The organism is Bacillus sp. LB7, assembly GCF_030449715.1.
In the GTDB taxonomy this organism is placed as follows: domain Bacteria; phylum Bacillota; class Bacilli; order Bacillales; family Bacillaceae; genus Bacillus; species Bacillus paralicheniformis.
This window is the reverse complement of record NZ_JASGCA010000003.1, coordinates 81,768-99,700: the sequence shown is the minus strand read 5'-3', so window position 1 is coordinate 99,700 and position 17,933 is coordinate 81,768. Positions and strand designations below refer to the sequence as shown.

The following is a 17,933-nucleotide window of genomic DNA, read 5'->3' as shown; positions in this document are numbered from 1 at the left end:
GCCGGCCCGGCACATAGATTGATAGGAAAGAGGACAGAACAAGGATAGAGGATGTGAGTACGTTGACCAAATCTCAGTATTTTTTTAAATTGCATCCTTTGATGGTGCCGGCCGGCTGGACGGTGAAAGAAAATCATTTGTATCAAAAGCCGATTCGCGATCCCCGCCGTACGCTCTTCACCTTGGAGAATGAAAGCTCCGGTAAAATGGTACAAGTTGAATATGCTGGAGAACTGAAGTACGTCATCAGGATGCTAAATGCTGATCAAATGCTGGTCAGCGAAGATTCAGACACGTCGTATGAACAGCTGGTCGAACGGTTGGAAGATAGGATTCGTGTTTCCGGTGGCGCCCGTAATTTGCTGAGGCTTAGAATCCCGGCCGGCTGGACGGTTGTGCATCACTCATTAACCGATACAAACCCCGATGCATTGGCGCCTGACAGCAAGGCCTGGCGGTCAGATTTCAAACGGGATCTTTTGAAGCTGCGGCATGATGAAGAATGCCTTCTGCTCGATGTAGAGTGGTATCCCGAATGCAGTCCGGCGGGCCATTATGCGCTGAAATTGATTAAAAATGGGAACTGGAACAGTCCTTTGGAAGACATGCTGTGTATCCATCCGAAGGAATTAGCCTATGAGATTAACGCTGTTTTGAAAAAGACATGTGAACATCAATATGTTGATGAAGCCGGCGCATAACGCGGCCGGTTTTTTGTGCGAACAGTCCTTTGTTCAATACATACTTTTTATTCAATAAAATGTCATATTTTTCTTGAGTGAATAAGAAAAATATTTTATGATGGTAAAAGATACATAAGAAATAGACGAAAGGGGTCAAATGGGATGAAAAAAATAGCAGCGGGGCTTTTGTCTGCCGGTCTTATCATCGGTTTTTCCTGGGGTGCCAGCGATGTGGCAGAAGCAAAAACGAAGGTGAAAACGTACAAAAACTGCAAAGCTTTAAACAAAGACTATAAAGGCGGCGTCGCACGTTCGAAGTCGGTGAAAAACAAAGGCGGAAAAACGAAGTACAAGCCCTATGTTTCAAAAGCGCTTTATGACGCCAATAAAAAGCTGGACCGAGATAAAGACAAAATTGCCTGTGAGCGCTGATATATCCAAAAAAAGATCTCTGCTGAGGGGTCTTTGTTTTTTATCAGGAAATTTATGAAAATTAAAGACTGCTGAAACATAATCTTAACAGTGCGAACCTATACTTTGGCAAGAGAAGAGCAAAAGGGGAGTGGATGATGTGTCAGCATTATTAAAAAAATTGATGTTATCTTCATTGATCGGGGTTTCGATCGGGTCAGCACTGTTTGCACCGGATGCGGGAGCGCAAGAGCCGGCGGCGAAGCCTAAAAAAGTGGCTGTCATTGCGCACAGAGGCGCTTCGGGATATGCGCCGGAAAACACGATGGCTGCCTTTGAAAAGGCGCTTCAGATGAAAGCGGATTATATCGAGCTGGATGTTCAAATGTCCAAGGACGGGGAGCTTGTCGTCATTCACGATACGACCGTAAACCGTACGACAGACATCGGCTCAGTGCTGCCGGTCGCCGTAAAGGACTTGACACTTGCCGAGTTGCGCAAGCTTGATGCTGGCAGCTACTTCGGTCCGCAGTTCGCCGGGGAGCGCATTCCGACATTTGAAGAAGTGCTTGACCGGTATAAAGGGAAGATCGGAATGCTGATCGAATTGAAAGAACCTGCACGCTATCCGGGAATCGAAGAAAAAGTATCAGCGGCATTGAAAGAGCGGAGAATGGATAAGCCTAAAAACGGGAAAGTCATTGTACAATCGTTTGATTTTAACTCTGTTTACAAAATTCATCAGCTGCTACCATCGATGCCGACAGGTGTCTTAACGTCAAAAGCAGCTGACTTAACAGATGCAAAGCTCAAGGCATTTTCCGGCTATGCCAAATATGTGAACGCCAACTTAAAAAATGTGGCCGCTGATCCTACACTTGTGCCGAGGATTCATGCGCTCGGCATGAAAATTACGCCATGGACCGTCCGCTCCCGCGATGAAGTGCCTCCGCTTTTAAAGGCCGGCGTTGACGGGATTGTGACAGACTTTCCCGACTATGTTCCGAAAAAAGTACGCTAAAAAGTAAGCCTGCAGTTCACGCTCTGCAGGCTTTTTCATTCATCAATAAAACTGGGCTAACAGCAGCAATGTCAGTGTAACGGTTATCGCGCCGCCGATTCTTGTGGACACCTGAGCAAACGGCATAAGCTCAAGGCGCTCTGCGGCGCTGAGAATGGCGATGTCCCCCGTTCCGCCCTGACCTGAATGGCAGGCATTGATAATCGCGGTTTCGATCGGGTACATGTTCAGCCACTTTCCTGTAAAAAAGCCGACGGCTATCATCGTGACCACAACAGATACGATCGTTATAATATTGGCGATATTAAAAGCAGCGATCAGCTTGTCCCATGGTGTCATGGAGACGCCAATGGCAAAAAGCAGCGGATATGTCACAGCAGTTGAAAAGAAGCGTGACACGCCGTAGGCGCCGTTTTCCAAATTCGCTGGAGCCAAACGAAACAGTTTCACGGCAACAGCCAAGAGAAGCATCATGACGGGTGCTGGAAATCCGAACAAGTCATGTGAAAGCATACCGACTAAATATAGTGAGACGGCAAGAATGCCTCCCGATGCAAAGTGGGAAAGATTAAAAACGCTTTCTTTGTCTTTGTCGCGGCTTTCAAGCGGCAGTGCGTCCCCGCTTTCGAAACGATCGACTTTTCCGTTGCCTGTCCATTCAGGCTTTTTCTTTCCCATTACGTTTAAAACCCCTGACAAAATGACAGCGCTTAAGCTTCCAAACATAATGGAAGGAATGACAAGTGCAAAAGCTTCCCCTTGTGACATGTGCATGATCTCCGAATAGCCGATTGACAGCGGAATGGCTCCCTCTCCAACCCCTCCGGCCATGATCGGAATCACAATGTACAGAAGCGTATGCTGAAATCCGAGGCCGAGCATTGTACCAACTGTCAGACCGACTGCCGCTGCGGCAATTGTCCCTGCAATCAGCGGAATGAAAATTTTAATGAACGCCCTGACCAGCGTTTCTCTTTTCATCCCTAAAATGCTTCCCACTACAATGGCTGAGATAAACAAATAAAGAAAGTTTGAGTTTTCTGTAAATTCAGTTGTTGATTTGATAATGTCATCGGGAATGAGATGGTAATAGACGATCGCTGAAGGAATAAACGTCGCAAGTATAGCGGCACCGCCGACAGAACGAAGAAGCGGCAGCGACTTTCCGATTTGGGCGAAGGTGAATCCGAAAAAGCCCATAACCGCAATGGCTGTTAAAATGTCGCTTTTCAGATCGTGCATATAGACAAACGTCACAATCAAAGCGAAGAGCAGCAAGTATACGGGCAGCGGAATGATGCCGATTTTAACATTCATTGCTCTTGCGAAAAAATTTTCATCCGGTTCTTTCGTTGTTTGAATCGGTATGTGTTGTACCTTTGTTTTTGCTTCCATATTCTTTCCCCCATCCTTTTTGTTCTCCCTTTGCTCTGAGTTATTTAACTAAATTAAGTATACTAAAAAAATCAAAATTCAGACAACCGTGCAGGAAGACCTAGCTGTTTTCCCATGATGATCTAGAGCGGCTCCATTTGGTTAAAGACGTGTCTGTACACTGTTTAATAGCCTTGTACAGGCTGTTTTTGACCCCGGCAATTCCCGAATTCCCTTTTGCTGGAATGGAAATCGACACAAAAAAGCTGTTAATCCGTCAAAAACAAATCAAACATTTAGGAGCAGAGACCTTTTTTCTTGTGTGAACCGTTGATACATTCAGCTCCCGTCCCCGAACAGACACAGGACGTCTGCGACCAAAGATTCAATCTTGAGACGGCATATATGTGAGGGTTATCAATATGAACCTTATGGTTTTTTTGAATAAGAGTCTATAGCCTTATATTTTTTATTATTTTTGAAGAATTTTAGGTCTAAAGATGGTAATATATTCGAGTGCAAAAGAATGAAATAAAGGAATACTTTGGAGAAACCCTTTGGGAAGGGTTTTTATCCGCACATAAGGAGAAGAAAATGGAATTTATTTTACACTGCTATCCCGCAGCAATGATTGCCCTGATTCTCATCGGGTATTTGGGATCTTGGATGAATCCGCGTTTCAAGAGATTTTTAATCATATTGTGTCTTATGACGAACGGCGTGTATATTGTTTGGCGGTTCGGCTATACACTGCCTGTCTCTCGTCCCGCCGACATCGTGATGGGCGTGATCCTGATTGCAACTGAATGTATCGGCTTTTTACAGCTCTTGGTCTTTTATACGCTAGTATGGAAGGAAAGGAAGCGGGAGCCGGAAATGCTTGGTGATCAAGACCATTGGCCGAGTGTTGATATTCTGATTGCAACTTATAACGAGGAGCGCCATGTGCTGAAAAAGTCAGTGGCAGGCTGTCTGAACCTCGATTATCCAAAAGAGCTTGTCAACATTTATTTGTGTGATGACGGAAGGCGGACAGATATTAAAAAGCTGGCTGAGGAACTTGGCGTTCATTACGTTACAAGGCCAAGTAATGAGCATGCAAAAGCAGGGAATTTAAACCATGCGATGAGCTGCTCGAACGGGGAACTGATTGTGACGATGGATGCCGATATGGTCCCGCTTCCCTCTTTTTTGCAGAAAACTGTCGGCTATTTTAAGAAGGAAAAAGTGGCTTTTGTTCAAACGCCTCAGGCCTTCTATAATGAAGATCCTTATCAGTACAACTTATTTTCCGGAGCGAACATTCCGAATGAGCAGGACTTTTTTATGCGCAGGCTCCAGGCCGGGAAAGACCGTTTTAATGCCGTCATGTACGTCGGCAGCAATACGGTTTTCAGAAGAACCGCTTTGGAGGAAATCGGCGGTTTTGCGACAGGCGTGATTACCGAGGATATGGCAACCGGAATGCTTTTGCAAACGAAATTTAAATCTGTTTTCGTTAAGGAAGTGCTTGCCGTCGGTCTTTCGCCGGAAACGTGGACAGATCTTTTGAAGCAGCGCGACCGCTGGTGCAGGGGAAACATTCAGTGCGGAAAGAAGTGGAATCCGCTTTTCTTAAAAGGTCTTACACCAATGCAGCGCATTCTTTATTTTGACGGTATTCTCTTTTGGTTTTTCGGCGTTTTTAAGATGGTCTATATCCTGGCGCCGCTCTTGTTTTTGCTGTTTGGCATACATAGCTTAAAGACCGATTTGTGGTCGATCACCTCGTTTTGGCTGCCTGCGTTTTTAGGTTCTTATCTTTCATTTAAAGCTGTTTCGGACCGGCAGCGCAGCATGAGCTGGAGCCATATTTACGATACATCGATGGCACCCCACATGGCGATATCGGCTTTGTCGGAATTCATTTTTAAAAAGCGGTTTGATTTTAAAGTCACACCGAAGGGCGTCAACACAGATCGGCGAAAATTCAAATATACGACGGCGCTGCCGTGTGCGATTCTGCTTGGAATGACACTGTTTGCGCTCGGAAAAACCCTTTATGAATTTTTATTTCTGCATACTTTTGATATGAACGTCACATCGTATAATTTATTTTGGGTTCTCTATAATATGACAGGTCTCATACTTGCGCTGCTCGTTGCCTTTGACAGGCCGAGATTTCGAAGCTCTGAACGGTTCACAGTCAACAAACCGGCGGCTTTTTCCACCGTTTCAGGCAATGAGCACGAATGTGAACTGATCGATGTGAGCGACACGGGCGCGCGTATCAGGCTGCCTTATCAGGCTGATTTAGACATGTACTATCATGTGGATGGTCTGATCATAGATGCGGTCGGAAAAGTACCGGCTCGGGTGATGTGGACGACGAAAGACGCGGACGACATTGAAATCGGACTGCACTTCAAAGAGATGGACAAGGAATTGTATGTCAAGCTGATCGGTTTTATGTTCAATGAAGAAAATGCGAGAAAGGCTGACCGGGAAAAGCGGGCTGATACATTGTCAACAGTGCTGCGCTTTTTCATGAAAACTGAAAAAAGCCCGGATGCATTCAAGAGAAAACACGTCCGCGAGGCCATTCAAGGTCTGGGAACACTGCTGTTTCCCAATGATGCAGAGAAAGGCGCTCACGAGATCATGATTAAGGACATCAGCTTGTCAGGCTGTCAGATTGAATCCGGCGTCCCGCTTGAGATGAATGAACATGTGCTGGTTTCTATCGGTGAGAAGGATTCGGATCAGCGGCTGGCGCTCGTCTGCTGGATAAAGAAGCGGAGAAAGCGGTACACAGCGGGATTGAAATTTATAGATGAATATTCGGCACAATCCATAGGAGACCCGGTAGCATGAGCTGCGGGTCTTTTTTTGTCAATGGTCTTCCTGTACGGTCCGCCCGTTTTCGAATTTCATGTTTTGATTCAGCATGTTTTCTTTAGCTGTTATCTCTATGGGATGAATTTTAAGGACAACGGTTTTGCTGCCTAAACTCGATCTGTACTTTTCAACATGGGTTTTGTGAAGCGGAGAACTGTAGTATCCCGGTACGTATTTGTCGAGAAGAGCCTGCATCGCAGATGTTGCTTCATCTAAGTCTGTGATCATTGACGCTGTGCCGAAAAGAATGACGCTCATATAAGCGGTATCTGTTTTAGCGGGAATCGGGTGAACCATTGTTCCGTATTGTTCGCTGACTGTGAAGCATACGTTTGGATTTTCTTGCAGCATATCCATTTTTCGTCCCTCTGAGGCACCGTGAAAATAAATGAAGCCGTTTTTCCAGACGAAATTCAAAGGGATGACATATGGATATTCATCTGCTGCCATGCCGAGATATCCGGTTTGCGCTTCTGTTAAAAATTGATTAATCTTGTTTTTATCTGTGCAGGCAAGCTGTTTTTGACGAATTGAATGAGCCATCACATTCACGCTCCTTTTTATTGTTAAGATGATTTTAGGTTGTTATTGTCCCTTTAAAAAGAGACAATAATAGAAAACTTGATGAGGTCAGAAAATGATAGAATTAACTCCTTTACTCAATAAACAGCTTAAAACGCCTCTGTATATACAGCTTTACGACTATATCAAAAAAGAAATAGAGACCGGCGGCATTCCCGCGGGATCTCTTTTGCCGCCGATCCGCTATTTATGCGAACATTTGCACCTAAGCAAAAATACAGTTGAAAGCGCCTATCAGCAGCTCACTGCAGAAGGCTATACAGAAAGCAAGCCAAGGATCGGCATCAAAGTGCTTCCCTTGGAGAAAACACTGATGCCGCCTGGTCAATTGAAGGTTCATACCAACCGGGCATCCAAAGAAACAGGACAAGCTACAGCGGCAATGTATGATTTTAAATATGGTGATATCGATTTAAGCCATTTTCCGTTCAAAACATGGAGGCGTTGTCTGCAAAATGTATTGGACAGTGAAGATCATGAATTATTACTGTATGGTCATCATAAAGGCGATTTCGGTCTTCGTACGGAATTGGCGAAATATTTGTTTCAGGCAAGAGGTGTCCGCTGTGCACCTGAGCAAATTGTGATCTGTTCCGGTACGCAGTATGCAGTCGGACTTCTTTGCCAGCTGCTCTCAATGAACGGCCGATTGGTTGCGGCGGAAAATCCGGGATATGATGGTGTGCGTTCCGTTTTCCTTAACCATGGATGTGATATTCAGCCGATTGGTCTGGAGCCGGATGGGATCAATTTGTCTCAGCTTGCTGCAAGCCGGGCCAAACTCGTTTATATTACGCCGTCACATCAGTTTCCGTATGGAATGGTTCTGCCGATACAAAAGAGGCTGAAATTGCTTGAATGGGCAAGCCGTGAGAAGGCCTATATTATCGAAGACGACTATGACAGCGAATTCCGCTATCAGGGCAGGCCTATTCCATCTTTAAAAGCGCTTGATAAAAAAGAAAATGTCATTTATTTAGGGACTTTTTCAAAGTCATTTCTTCCGGGAGCGAGATTGAGTTATATCGTTCTGCCTTCAAAGCTGGCGGATGAATTTCAAGAAAAGCTTGGCCGCTACAGCCAGTCTGCTTCCCCCATCATTCAAAAAGCGATGTTTTTATTTATGAAAGAAGGTTTTTTCGAAAGGCACATCCGTAAAATGAAAAAAGTCTATCAAGAAAAGCACAAAACATTAATATCTGCCATTAAAACGCATTTCGGAAATGACGTGGAAATCATCGGCGAAAAAGCGGGGCTCCATATTTTGATGAAGACGGGCCGACATGCGCAAGACCTCATACATCAAGCGGAAAAACTCGGTGTGAAAGTTTATCCGGTATCAGATTTCTGGATTGAGCCTCATGAAAGCAGCTCTTCCATCGTCATGGCGGGATTTGGGGGTCTTTCTGAAGCGGAAATTGAAGAAGGGATCAGCATACTGCGTGAAGCTTGGCTCTAAATCATCAAAGCAGGAACGGTGAAAAATGCCCGTTCCGCACCGATATTAAAAAGGATTCAATAGATAGAAAGCGGGAATACTTGTGAAAAAAACGAAACTGTTCATTTTGCTGTTTATGTTGATGGGAATGCTGTACGGGTGTTCCGGTCATGAAACAAAAGGAGAGGAAAAAACAGAACCAAATACGGATCAAACAGCGGCAAAACAATCAAAACAGCAGGCGGCACATGATCTATCATCCAAGTGGATCAAAGTGAAGAGCCCCGCCCGCATTCCGATTCTCATGTATCACAGCATTTCTTCAGGAAACAGCCTGCGCGTACCGGAGGCGGAGTTCCGCGGACATATGAAATGGCTGAAGGATAACGGCTATTACACACTGACACCTGAAGAAGCCTATATTGTCTTAACACAAGATAAAATGCCTAGTGAAAAATGCGTGCTGATTACGTTTGATGACGGTTATACTGATAACTTTACGAAAGCCTTTCCGATCCTGAAAGAATATGGTCAGAAGGCGACCGTATTCATGATTGGCAAATCGGTGGGCGGAAAGAACCATTTGACAGAGAAACAAATGAGTGAAATGAGACGAAACGGAATTTCAATTCAAAGCCATACCATTCATCACGTTGAATTGAACGGACTGGCACCGGGACAGCAGCTCGATGAAATGACGCGTTCCAAAGCGCTGTTTGATCGCATGTTCAGCCAAAATACGGTCATGCTGAGTTATCCGGTCGGGCGCTATAATGAAGATACGCTGAAACTGGCAAATCAGGCAGGCTATCAAATGGCTGTCACGACAGAACCGGGAGCGGCATCTAGGGAGCAGGGGATTTATGCGCTCCACCGCGTCCGCATCTCGCCGGGGATGTCACCCGCCGCGTTTGGCCGGATGGTGGAACATAACAGGTAATCAGAAAAAGCGGCTTCTTTACAATGGCCGCTTTTTCTTATTTTTTGGGGTGTTGTTTGCCTTTCCCCATGATCAGCTGAAGATTCGGGCGAATCGTTTCAGCAGACTGCCGGGCCGGCGCCTGTTCCGGAGCAGAATCAATCACCTTTAAAAAGACAGGCGGTGCAGCAGTCTTACGGATCGTCATGTTATGATGATCCGGCTTTTGATAGGATCTGTTATTTCTTTTATCAAAGAAGAACGAATACAGGATCAGCAGAGCGAACAAAACCAGTAAAATGATCATACGGAATAAAACCTCCTCGTCATCTATTTCTTCTTTTAATATCGAACATAAGGGCGTAAAGTTTTACATGTTATGTCTTAAAAAGAATTTTTTGTGACTTTTGAATCGGTTTTAGAGTAAGTATCTTGTTGTCTTTACATCTTTCCCAATCTGCTGTCTGCTTAAACAGATGCTTTAGTGAACGGCGGTTTTTCTACGGTATGAATGGTGGAAGAATTTTAGAAGATGAATGAAGTGAAAAAACAGCATGTCAGCTGCAAAAACGCGATTTGCAGCCGCTGCTGCGGATGGGAAAGGCTTGAAAAATTGCTGAAAAAGGGAGCCGGCCGGTTATCAATCTCCGCCGCCTCCGCCGCAGTCCCCCCCGCCTCCATCTCCTCCGCATGAATCGCCGCCTCCGTCAGAGCCGCCGTAGAAGAAGGAAGAAGAACCTCCGTCTCCGTAGGAGCCTCCGCTGGCGGACCCGCGCGAGGAATGAAAAACCATCAGCAGGACGATAATTCCGAGGATAAAAATGATCATATGAAGACCCTCCTTATGTATATGGCTTCTGTTTTACTACGGATAAAAGAATGGAAAGTTTCGAAATTTTGTAAATTTATAGGCTGTACAGCTCGATTGTTTTTGGCAAGCCTTCGTCATAACAGGACAGATGATGCGAAGGAACATGGCGTTTCGGATTTTTTACACACCATCTCATGCTAATTGGGCTTCAGTGAGTTAAAATAGGAATGACCGTATCTGAAAGGAGAGGATCAAGATGCCGAAGTACAGAGGTTATATCGGAACATATACAAAAGCAGACAGCGAAGGGATTTATACATTTGAGCTTGATACGGAAAAAAAGGCGTTAAGCACGCCGAAGCCGGCAGCAAAGCTGGGCAGTCCGACATATTTGAATATCGCCAAAGACAATGAAATGCTCTATGCAGTGGTCAAAGACGGCGATAAAGGCGGGGTTGCCGCATACCGTGTTGACGGTTCCACAGGAGAGCTGACTTTCGTCAATCAGCAGGCAGGGGAAGGACCGTCACCTTGCCACGTCAGCGTCGATCAGAATAACCGTTATGTTCTGTCCGCCAATTACCACAGCGGGACGATCATGGCATACCCTTTAAATGAAAGCCGCGGCTTGCTTGAGCCTTCAGCAAAAGTGCAGCATCAGGGATCAGGACCGCATGAAAGACAGGAAAAAGCGCATACTCATTATTCCGGTTTCACACCTGGTGAGAAGTATGCAGTGGCCGTCGATCTCGGAACGGATCATATCATCACGTATCAATTGAAAGAGGACCGGCTTGAAACCGTAAAAAAACACGCTGTTGCACCGGGCTCAGGGCCGAGACATATCGAGTTCCATCCGCAGGAAAAGTATGCGTATGTATTAACGGAGCTGAGCAATGAAGTCATCGTGTTGGAATACAATCCCGATTTGGGTGAATTCAGGGAGATTCAAGTCATTTCGGCATTGCCGGAAGGCTTTGACGGTGCGAGCCAAGGCGGTGCCATCCACATCACTAAAGACGGCAAATTTGTATACGCTTCAAACCGCGGACACGACAGCATCGCCGTCTTCAGCATCAACGAGTATTCGGGCGAACTTTCCCTGGTTGAACACGTATCAACTGAAGGGGAATGGCCGCGCGACTTTGAGATTGATCCTTCAGAGCAATTTTTAATCGCTTCTAATCAGGAAACAGGGACATTGACATTGTTTGAAAGAGACCGGACAACGGGCCGGCTGACGCTTTTGCAGTCCGGAGTTCCTGCTCCTGAAGCGGTTTGCGTTAAATTTTTACATCAATAAAAGAAAAAAACTTGATTGGCCTTTTTAGCCAGTCAAGTTTTTTCTTTTTATAATACTTGCAGCATGCGGTTAACCGCTGTCATTTTACCCCGCATCCAGCTCTTTTTTGACCTTGATAAACGCGACCATCTGCTTGATTTCTTCTTCGGAAAGAAGCGTCCCGTCAACTACCAGCTTGAGCTTATCCCACTCCGTCAGTTCAATGGCTTCGTTTTTAGCCTTTTCATCCCGGGGATCGTCAACTCTGCCAAGCAAAAAATCGGTGGAAGTATTGAATAAATCAGCGATTTCGATAAGCGCCTCTAAAGAAGGGCGGCGGTAGCCCGATTCATAGCCCGCGTAAGTGCTTTTCGCAATACCGAGGCGGTCGGCAGTATATTGCAATGACCATTTTTTATTTTTTCTCAGTGTTGTTAATCGATCTAAATTCATATCTTACGCTCCTTTTAATACACAGTGATTATAGCACATTATCAGCAAAAGTGTACGCGAAATGAATAAAGTTTCTTGATTATTTCACATTTGAGGACTATAATTGCATTGAAGGTACGCATAAAGCGTATACATTCCTGATGTATCAAGCCTTCTTTGCTAAAATAGATCTTGCTTTATACTGTATAAAACTACTTCTTAAAGAGGTGTAGCACATGAAAAAGTTACTGCTGTTGACCACCGGCGGGACCATCGCTTCAGTAGAAGGCGAAAACGGACTGGCTCCGGGGGTTAAAGCGGAAGAACTTCTCAACTATTTATCTGATGACCATTCTCATTATACGATAGATTGCCAATCTTTAATGGATATAGACAGCACCAACATGCAGCCTGAACATTGGGTGATGATGGCTGAGGCTGTATATGAGAATTACAGCCGCTATGACGGATTTGTGATCACGCACGGAACCGATACGATGGCCTACACCTCGGCGGCGCTTTCATACATGCTGCAGAATATTGATAAGCCTGTTGCGATTACGGGTTCCCAAGTTCCGATTACATTTAAAAAAACGGACGCGAAAAAAAATATTAAAGATGCGGTCCGCTTCGCGTGCGACGGTATCGGCGGAGTTTACGTCGTCTTTGACGGCCGCGTCATTTTAGGCACGAGAGCGATCAAATTAAGAACGAAAAGCTACGATGCATTTGAAAGCATCAATTATCCTTACGTTGCTTTCATTCATGACAAGGAGATCGAGTATAACAAACGGATTCCCGAAGTGAAGCCAGGCGCTTTGAAACTCGATACCTCCTTAAATACCGATGTTTGCCTGGTGAAGCTTCATCCCGGATTAAAGCCTGAGTTTTTTGATTGTCTGAAAGGTTCATATAAAGGTATTGTAATTGAGAGCTACGGAAGCGGCGGCATTCCTTTTGAGAAAAGAAACATTTTAGAAAAAGTGAACGAGCTGATCGATTCCGGAGTAGTCGTAGCGATTACGACGCAATGCCTTGAAGAAGGAGAGGATATGAGCATTTACGAGGTCGGCCGCAAGGTGAACCAGGATGCCATCATTCGCTCGAGGAATATGAACACCGAAGCGATCGTTCCGAAGCTGATGTGGGCACTAGGAAAAACCGGACAACAAGCTGAAGTCAAAAAGATTATGGAAACGCCAATTGCAGACGATATCATCATTTAAAAAAAGAAAGCAGGGTTAAAAAATGAAAGCTGAAATGACATACCGGACGGAAAAGGATTTTCTCGGAGAAAAGAAGATTCCGGCCGATGTCTACTACGGTATTCAGACATTGCGGGCTGCGGAGAACTTTCCGATTACAGGATATAAAATCCACGAAGAAATGATCAAGGCGCTGGCAGTGGTGAAAAAAGCGGCCGCGCTTGCCAACATGGAGACAAAACGTCTTTATAAAGGCCTTGGAGATGCCATTGTCCAAGCCGCTGATGAGATCCTTGAAGGAAAGCTGCACGATCAATTCATCGTTGATCCGATTCAAGGCGGCGCAGGCACTTCAATGAATATGAACGCGAACGAAGTTATCGGAAACCGTGCCCTTGAACTGCTCGGCCACAAGAAAGGCGAATATATTCATCTGAGTCCGAATACGCACGTCAACATGTCTCAATCGACAAACGACGTATTCCCGACGGCGATTCACATTTCAACGCTCAAGCAGCTGGAAAAGCTGCTGGACACAATGGAATACATGCTTGACGCGTTTAAGAAAAAAGCGCGCGACTTTGACCACGTCATTAAAATGGGCCGCACACATCTTCAAGACGCCGTGCCGATCCGCCTTGGGCAGGAATTTGAAGCCTACAGCCGCGTGATCGAACGCGACATCAAACGGATTAAACAATCGCGCCAGCATCTGTATGAAGTCAATATGGGAGCTACCGCGGTTGGAACGGGATTGAACGCGGATCCGCGCTATATCGAAAATGTCGTCAAGCACTTGGCTGAAATCAGCGGTCTTCCGCTTGTCGGCGCTGACCATCTGGTGGATGCGACGCAAAATACGGACGCTTATACAGAAGTTTCAGCTGCATTAAAAGTGTGCATGATGAACATGTCGAAAATCGCCAACGACCTTCGGTTGATGGCATCAGGTCCGCGCGCAGGACTTGCCGAGATTTCTCTTCCGGCAAGGCAGCCGGGTTCATCCATCATGCCGGGGAAAGTCAATCCGGTTATGGCCGAGCTGATCAACCAAATCGCATTCCAAGTGATCGGAAACGACAATACGATTTGTCTTGCTTCTGAAGCCGGACAGCTCGAACTGAATGTGATGGAGCCTGTGCTCGTCTTTAATCTCCTGCAATCCATCAGCATCATGAACAACGGATTCCGTTCGTTTACCGATCACTGTGTAGCAGGAATCGAAGCGAATGAAAAACGCTTAAAGGCATATGTAGAAAAAAGCGCAGGCGTCATTACTGCGGTCAACCCGCATCTTGGCTACGAAGCAGCTGCAAGAATTGCAAGAGAAGCGATTTTAACAGGGCAATCCGTCCGCGATCTCTGTCTTCAAAACGATGTGTTGACAGAAGAAGAGCTTGATCTGATTTTGAATCCTTATGAAATGACAAAACCGGGGATTGCCGGGGCTGAACTTTTAAATCGGGATTAAGCTGGAAAAAACAGTACGCGAAAACACTCTGAAGCATTTTACCGGGATAGAAACACAGAGTGTTTTCGCTTTCCTTCAATAACTTTATGAAGAGAAAGGATAACAGCGGTGAAGTGGTACCGCATTAGCCTTTTTCATGGTATACTGTTCGTTGTTAGTTAAATTTTTAAGAAAAAATTGAAGCAGATTTCTATTTTTATGTAGTTTATTTTGAAAGCGTTTCAATAATAAGGGGGATTTAGGTTGAAAACAGCACGGTTACCATCAATGTTGGAAATCATTTGTGTATTAGGTGCATTTTTAGCGATAGTTTGTTCATTTACAGTCAAATTTGATCTGCCGATTCAGCTGGCATTGTTTATTTCATGGTTTTTAGTGATTTTGCTCGGTCTGCGTCTGGGGCATCGGTATGAAGATTTGCAAAAATCGATTACAAACGGAATTTCAAACGGACTCGAAGCGATATTGATCCTGATTGCCGTCGGCGCGCTGATCGGCACATGGATAGCCGGCGGTGTTGTGCCGACTTTGATTTATTACGGGCTTGAGTTTATCCACCCGAGCATATTCCTGCTTGCCACGCTCATTATTTGTTCGATCACCTCTGTGGCCACAGGTACATCTTGGGGTACTGTAGGAACGGCCGGGATCGCCATGATGGCAATCGGTGAAGGGCTGGGGCTACCGCTTCCGCTTGTAGCCGGAGCCGTGCTGTCCGGAGCCTATTTCGGAGATAAATTATCACCGCTTTCTGATAGTACAGTGCTTGCGTCATCCCTTTCAAAGGTCGAAGTGATTACCCATGTCAGAGCGATGTTGTATTTGTCGGTTCCAGCTTATTTGATCACGGCGGTGTTGTTCACCATTACCGGATTTATTTACGGTAGTAAAAATGTCGATTTGCAGAAAGTCGAATTTTTGAAAACTTCTTTGCAAAACACGTTTGATATTCATATTTGGATGCTTGTTCCGGCTATTATCGTCATCGTTCTTTTGGCGATGAGAAAGCCGTCTGTGCCGACGATCGCGATCGGCGCACTTTTGGGCGCGATCTGGGCTGCGGTCTTCCAAGGCATGAACTTTGCGGATGCACTTGGCACAGCATACAACGGCTTTTCCATCGACACCGGGATCAAATTTATGGACGAGCTCTTAAACCGCGGTGGAATTCAAGGCATGCTCGGTTCGGTCGTCGTCATCATTCTCGGTTTGGGCTTTGGCGGCCTCTTGGAGCACTTAGGCGTTTTAAAAGTGATTGTCTCCAAGTTCCAGCAAAAGCTGACTTCTGCCGGCAACGTCACATTCTCGACGATTATCGTCGCTTTCCTGGCGAATGTGTTCGGCTGCGCGATGTACGTCTCGCTCATTTTAACACCGAAAATTATGGAGAAAAGCTATGACAAGCTCGGAATTGACCGGAGGGTGCTGTCCAGAAACGCGGAAGTCGGCGGTACGATGACGTCGGGCATGGTGCCGTGGTCAGACAACGGCATATATATGGCGGGGATTCTCGGCGTGTCAACTTTCTCTTATCTGCCGTTCATGTGGCTGAGCTTCGTTTCAATCGGCCTTGCGATTTTGTACGGATACACAGGTAAATTTATTTGGTACACCGATAAAAAAGACTCGCCGGTTCAGTAGCCGATTTTAAAACAATTGATGGAGGTATTCTGTTATGAATGGCAACAATATTATTCGGAATTTGATGCTGGAAATCCCTTCAGCACCCGGAAACCTTGGAAAGGTGACAACGGCGATCGGACTTGCCGGCGGTGATATCGGAGAGGTTGAAACGATCAAGGTGGGGCCGAATTATACGATGCGGAACATTACGGTTCAAGTTGAGCATGAAGAACAGCTTACCGAGATTCTTGAAGTGATCCGCAACTTAAAAGAAGGCATCCATCTTCATACCGTTTCCGATGACGTGCTGGCTGCACATGAAGGCGGCAAAATCCGCATGAAAAGTAAGATGCCGATTCGCTCGCTCGCTGATCTGCGCCGGGTGTATACGCCGGGTGTCGCGAATGTGTGCGAGCTTATTAAAGAAGAGCCGCAAAAAGCGAATATCTATACTGGCATCGGCAATTCGGTTGCAATTGTCACGGACGGCACGGCCATCCTTGGCTTGGGAGACATTGGGCCTGTGGCGGGAATGCCTGTTATGGAAGGGAAGGCCGCACTTTTTGACCAGCTTGCGGACATCAGCGGAATTCCGATTCTGCTTGATACGAATGATCCTGACGAAATCGTGCGGACGGTAAAAAACATCGCGCCCGGATTTAGCGGTATTTTGCTTGAAGACATCGGTTCACCGCATTGTTTTGAAATCGAAGAGCGCCTGAAAAACGACCTGAATATTCCGGTTATGCATGACGACCAGCACGGTACTGCGGTGGTGACGCTGGCGGCCGCCATTTCAGCCGCCAAGAGTGCAGGGGTCGATCTGAAGCAGGCCCATGTCGGCCAAATCGGCCTGGGCGCGGCGGGGGTCGCGATCTGCAGAATGTTTATGGCATATGGGGTAAAACGTGTCGTCGGAACGGATAAATCGCTTGAGGCGATGGCGCGTTTAGAGAACTATGGCGGCCATGCGGCTGAAAGCATCGAAGAATTGATGGAAAGCTGCGATATCATCGTCGCGACAACCGGCGTTCCGGGATTGATCAATAAGAAATGGGTTCGGGAAGGCCAGGTGATTTTGGCTCTGTCCAATCCGAAGCCGGAGATTGAGCCTGAGGATGCGCTCGAGGCCGGGGCAGCCTACGCTGCGGATGGACGGTCTGTCAACAATGTGCTGGGGTTCCCCGGTATTTTCAGGGGCGTGTTAAATGCTGGAGCGGAATCGATCAGCCACCCGATGCTGGTCGCGGCCGCCGAAGCGATTGCATCCTGCACAAAACAAGGCGATCTCGTGCCTGATCCGCTGAATCCTGACGTTCACGAAATTGTGGCCAAAGCAGTCGAAAGGGTCGCACTTTCAGAAATGGGAAAAATGAACGGATAAAGAAAACAGCTGCTGCTTTATCGCAATACGGATAAAGCGGCAGCTGTTTTTCTTGCGAATGTTAACGGCGGTTCTACAGATTGAAAATGAATATATAAAATATTCGGTTTTGTAAAAATCCAATGATTGTGGAGAGCGCTGATGATGATGCCTTGATCGACAAGCTTTTTTGTAAACTGCGGAACTTCTTCAGGCAAAATTGCGACTTCGGCCATATTTAAGGCGATTCCGTTTTGATCGAGCGACTCGAACATGACTTCTTCCATGCCGACTCCCCGGCTTGGTCTTCCTTGAATCGTGATCCGCAAATTTCGTTTGATGCCGACAGAACAGACATCGTGTTCAATGTGCGGCTCCCCATTTAAAATATGTCCAAACTGCCGGCAAAGCGAATGAAAATTTTGCATCTGCTGAACCTCC

At 46.1% G+C, this 17,933-nt stretch carries 17 protein-coding genes; 11 read left to right on the top strand and 6 right to left on the bottom strand.

Annotated elements, in window-relative coordinates; all coding sequences use genetic code 11:
- Positions 1-53: 53 nt before the first annotated feature.
- The 3 genes from QMZ64_RS05410 to QMZ64_RS05400 all read left to right on the top strand — a co-directional run bounded on the left by QMZ64_RS05410 (position 54) and on the right by QMZ64_RS05400 (position 2,115).
- Positions 54-701 carry a hypothetical protein gene (locus QMZ64_RS05410; protein ID WP_265625323.1) on the top strand — a complete coding sequence of 216 codons (648 nt, stop codon included), beginning with the start codon at positions 54-56 and terminating at the stop codon, positions 699-701.
- A gap of 144 nt (positions 702-845) precedes the next feature.
- Complete coding sequence (locus tag QMZ64_RS05405; protein WP_265625324.1) at positions 846-1,115, top strand: excalibur calcium-binding domain-containing protein; 270 nt, start codon at positions 846-848, stop codon at positions 1,113-1,115.
- A gap of 139 nt (positions 1,116-1,254) precedes the next feature.
- The gene (locus QMZ64_RS05400; RefSeq protein WP_265625325.1) at positions 1,255-2,115 is read left to right on the top strand and encodes a glycerophosphodiester phosphodiesterase; all 861 of its coding nucleotides are present in this window, start codon (positions 1,255-1,257) and stop codon (positions 2,113-2,115) included.
- Between the two features lie 42 nt (positions 2,116-2,157).
- On the opposite strand, the gene cimH is transcribed toward QMZ64_RS05400, so the two are convergent.
- On the bottom strand, positions 2,158-3,510 hold the full coding sequence (gene cimH, locus QMZ64_RS05395; RefSeq protein WP_165428416.1) for a citrate/malate transporter CimH: 1,353 nt from the start codon (positions 3,508-3,510) through the stop codon (positions 2,158-2,160).
- Positions 3,511-4,083: 573 nt separating this feature from the next.
- On the opposite strand from cimH, the gene QMZ64_RS05390 reads away from it, so the two are divergent.
- The gene (locus tag QMZ64_RS05390) at positions 4,084-6,342 is read left to right on the top strand and encodes a glycosyltransferase (RefSeq protein WP_265625326.1); all 2,259 of its coding nucleotides are present in this window, start codon (positions 4,084-4,086) and stop codon (positions 6,340-6,342) included.
- 18 nt (positions 6,343-6,360) lie between these two features.
- Here QMZ64_RS05390 and QMZ64_RS05385 read toward each other — a convergent pair whose 3' ends face one another.
- On the bottom strand, positions 6,361-6,909 hold the full coding sequence (locus tag QMZ64_RS05385) for a pyridoxamine 5'-phosphate oxidase family protein (protein ID WP_243941501.1): 549 nt from the start codon (positions 6,907-6,909) through the stop codon (positions 6,361-6,363).
- A gap of 94 nt (positions 6,910-7,003) precedes the next feature.
- On the opposite strand from QMZ64_RS05385, the gene pdxR reads away from it, so the two are divergent.
- Positions 7,004-8,407 carry a MocR-like pyridoxine biosynthesis transcription factor PdxR gene (gene pdxR, locus QMZ64_RS05380; protein WP_265625327.1) on the top strand — a complete coding sequence of 468 codons (1,404 nt, stop codon included), beginning with the start codon at positions 7,004-7,006 and terminating at the stop codon, positions 8,405-8,407.
- A gap of 82 nt (positions 8,408-8,489) precedes the next feature.
- The gene (locus QMZ64_RS05375; RefSeq protein WP_165428414.1) at positions 8,490-9,326 is read left to right on the top strand and encodes a polysaccharide deacetylase family protein; all 837 of its coding nucleotides are present in this window, start codon (positions 8,490-8,492) and stop codon (positions 9,324-9,326) included.
- A 37-nt stretch (positions 9,327-9,363) separates the two neighbouring features.
- Here the strand turns inward: QMZ64_RS05375 and QMZ64_RS05370 are convergent, their stop codons facing one another.
- Together QMZ64_RS05370 and QMZ64_RS05365 are read right to left on the bottom strand one after the other, a co-directional pair.
- Positions 9,364-9,612 carry a hypothetical protein gene (locus QMZ64_RS05370; RefSeq protein ID WP_243941507.1) on the bottom strand — a complete coding sequence of 83 codons (249 nt, stop codon included), beginning with the start codon at positions 9,610-9,612 and terminating at the stop codon, positions 9,364-9,366.
- 333 nt (positions 9,613-9,945) lie between these two features.
- Entirely contained in the window at positions 9,946-10,134 is a 189-nt protein-coding gene (locus QMZ64_RS05365) for a hypothetical protein (protein WP_205689341.1), read from the bottom strand.
- 238 nt (positions 10,135-10,372) lie between these two features.
- Between QMZ64_RS05365 and QMZ64_RS05360 the strand changes: the two genes are divergently transcribed.
- Complete coding sequence (locus QMZ64_RS05360; protein WP_165428412.1) at positions 10,373-11,419, top strand: lactonase family protein; 1,047 nt, start codon at positions 10,373-10,375, stop codon at positions 11,417-11,419.
- 84 nt (positions 11,420-11,503) lie between these two features.
- Here the strand turns inward: QMZ64_RS05360 and QMZ64_RS05355 are convergent, their stop codons facing one another.
- Positions 11,504-11,851 (bottom strand): helix-turn-helix domain-containing protein, encoded by a 348-nt coding sequence (locus tag QMZ64_RS05355; RefSeq protein ID WP_265625329.1) that lies wholly within the window; start codon positions 11,849-11,851, stop codon positions 11,504-11,506.
- A gap of 215 nt (positions 11,852-12,066) precedes the next feature.
- Between QMZ64_RS05355 and QMZ64_RS05350 the strand changes: the two genes are divergently transcribed.
- From QMZ64_RS05350 to QMZ64_RS05335, 4 genes are all read left to right on the top strand, one after another.
- Positions 12,067-13,056, top strand: coding sequence for an asparaginase (locus QMZ64_RS05350; protein ID WP_065644383.1), 990 nt, complete (start codon positions 12,067-12,069; stop codon positions 13,054-13,056).
- Positions 13,057-13,078: 22 nt separating this feature from the next.
- Positions 13,079-14,506, top strand: a complete 1,428-nt coding sequence (gene aspA, locus QMZ64_RS05345; protein ID WP_065644384.1) for an aspartate ammonia-lyase — start codon at positions 13,079-13,081, stop codon at positions 14,504-14,506.
- A gap of 243 nt (positions 14,507-14,749) precedes the next feature.
- Positions 14,750-16,147, top strand: a complete 1,398-nt coding sequence (gene nhaC, locus QMZ64_RS05340; protein ID WP_243941515.1) for a Na+/H+ antiporter NhaC — start codon at positions 14,750-14,752, stop codon at positions 16,145-16,147.
- 34 nt (positions 16,148-16,181) lie between these two features.
- Complete coding sequence (locus tag QMZ64_RS05335) at positions 16,182-17,513, top strand: NAD-dependent malic enzyme (protein WP_075751660.1); 1,332 nt, start codon at positions 16,182-16,184, stop codon at positions 17,511-17,513.
- A gap of 17 nt (positions 17,514-17,530) precedes the next feature.
- Here QMZ64_RS05335 and QMZ64_RS05330 read toward each other — a convergent pair whose 3' ends face one another.
- Positions 17,531-17,920, bottom strand: a complete 390-nt coding sequence (locus QMZ64_RS05330; protein WP_265625330.1) for a DUF1259 domain-containing protein — start codon at positions 17,918-17,920, stop codon at positions 17,531-17,533.
- Positions 17,921-17,933: the final 13 nt, after the last annotated feature.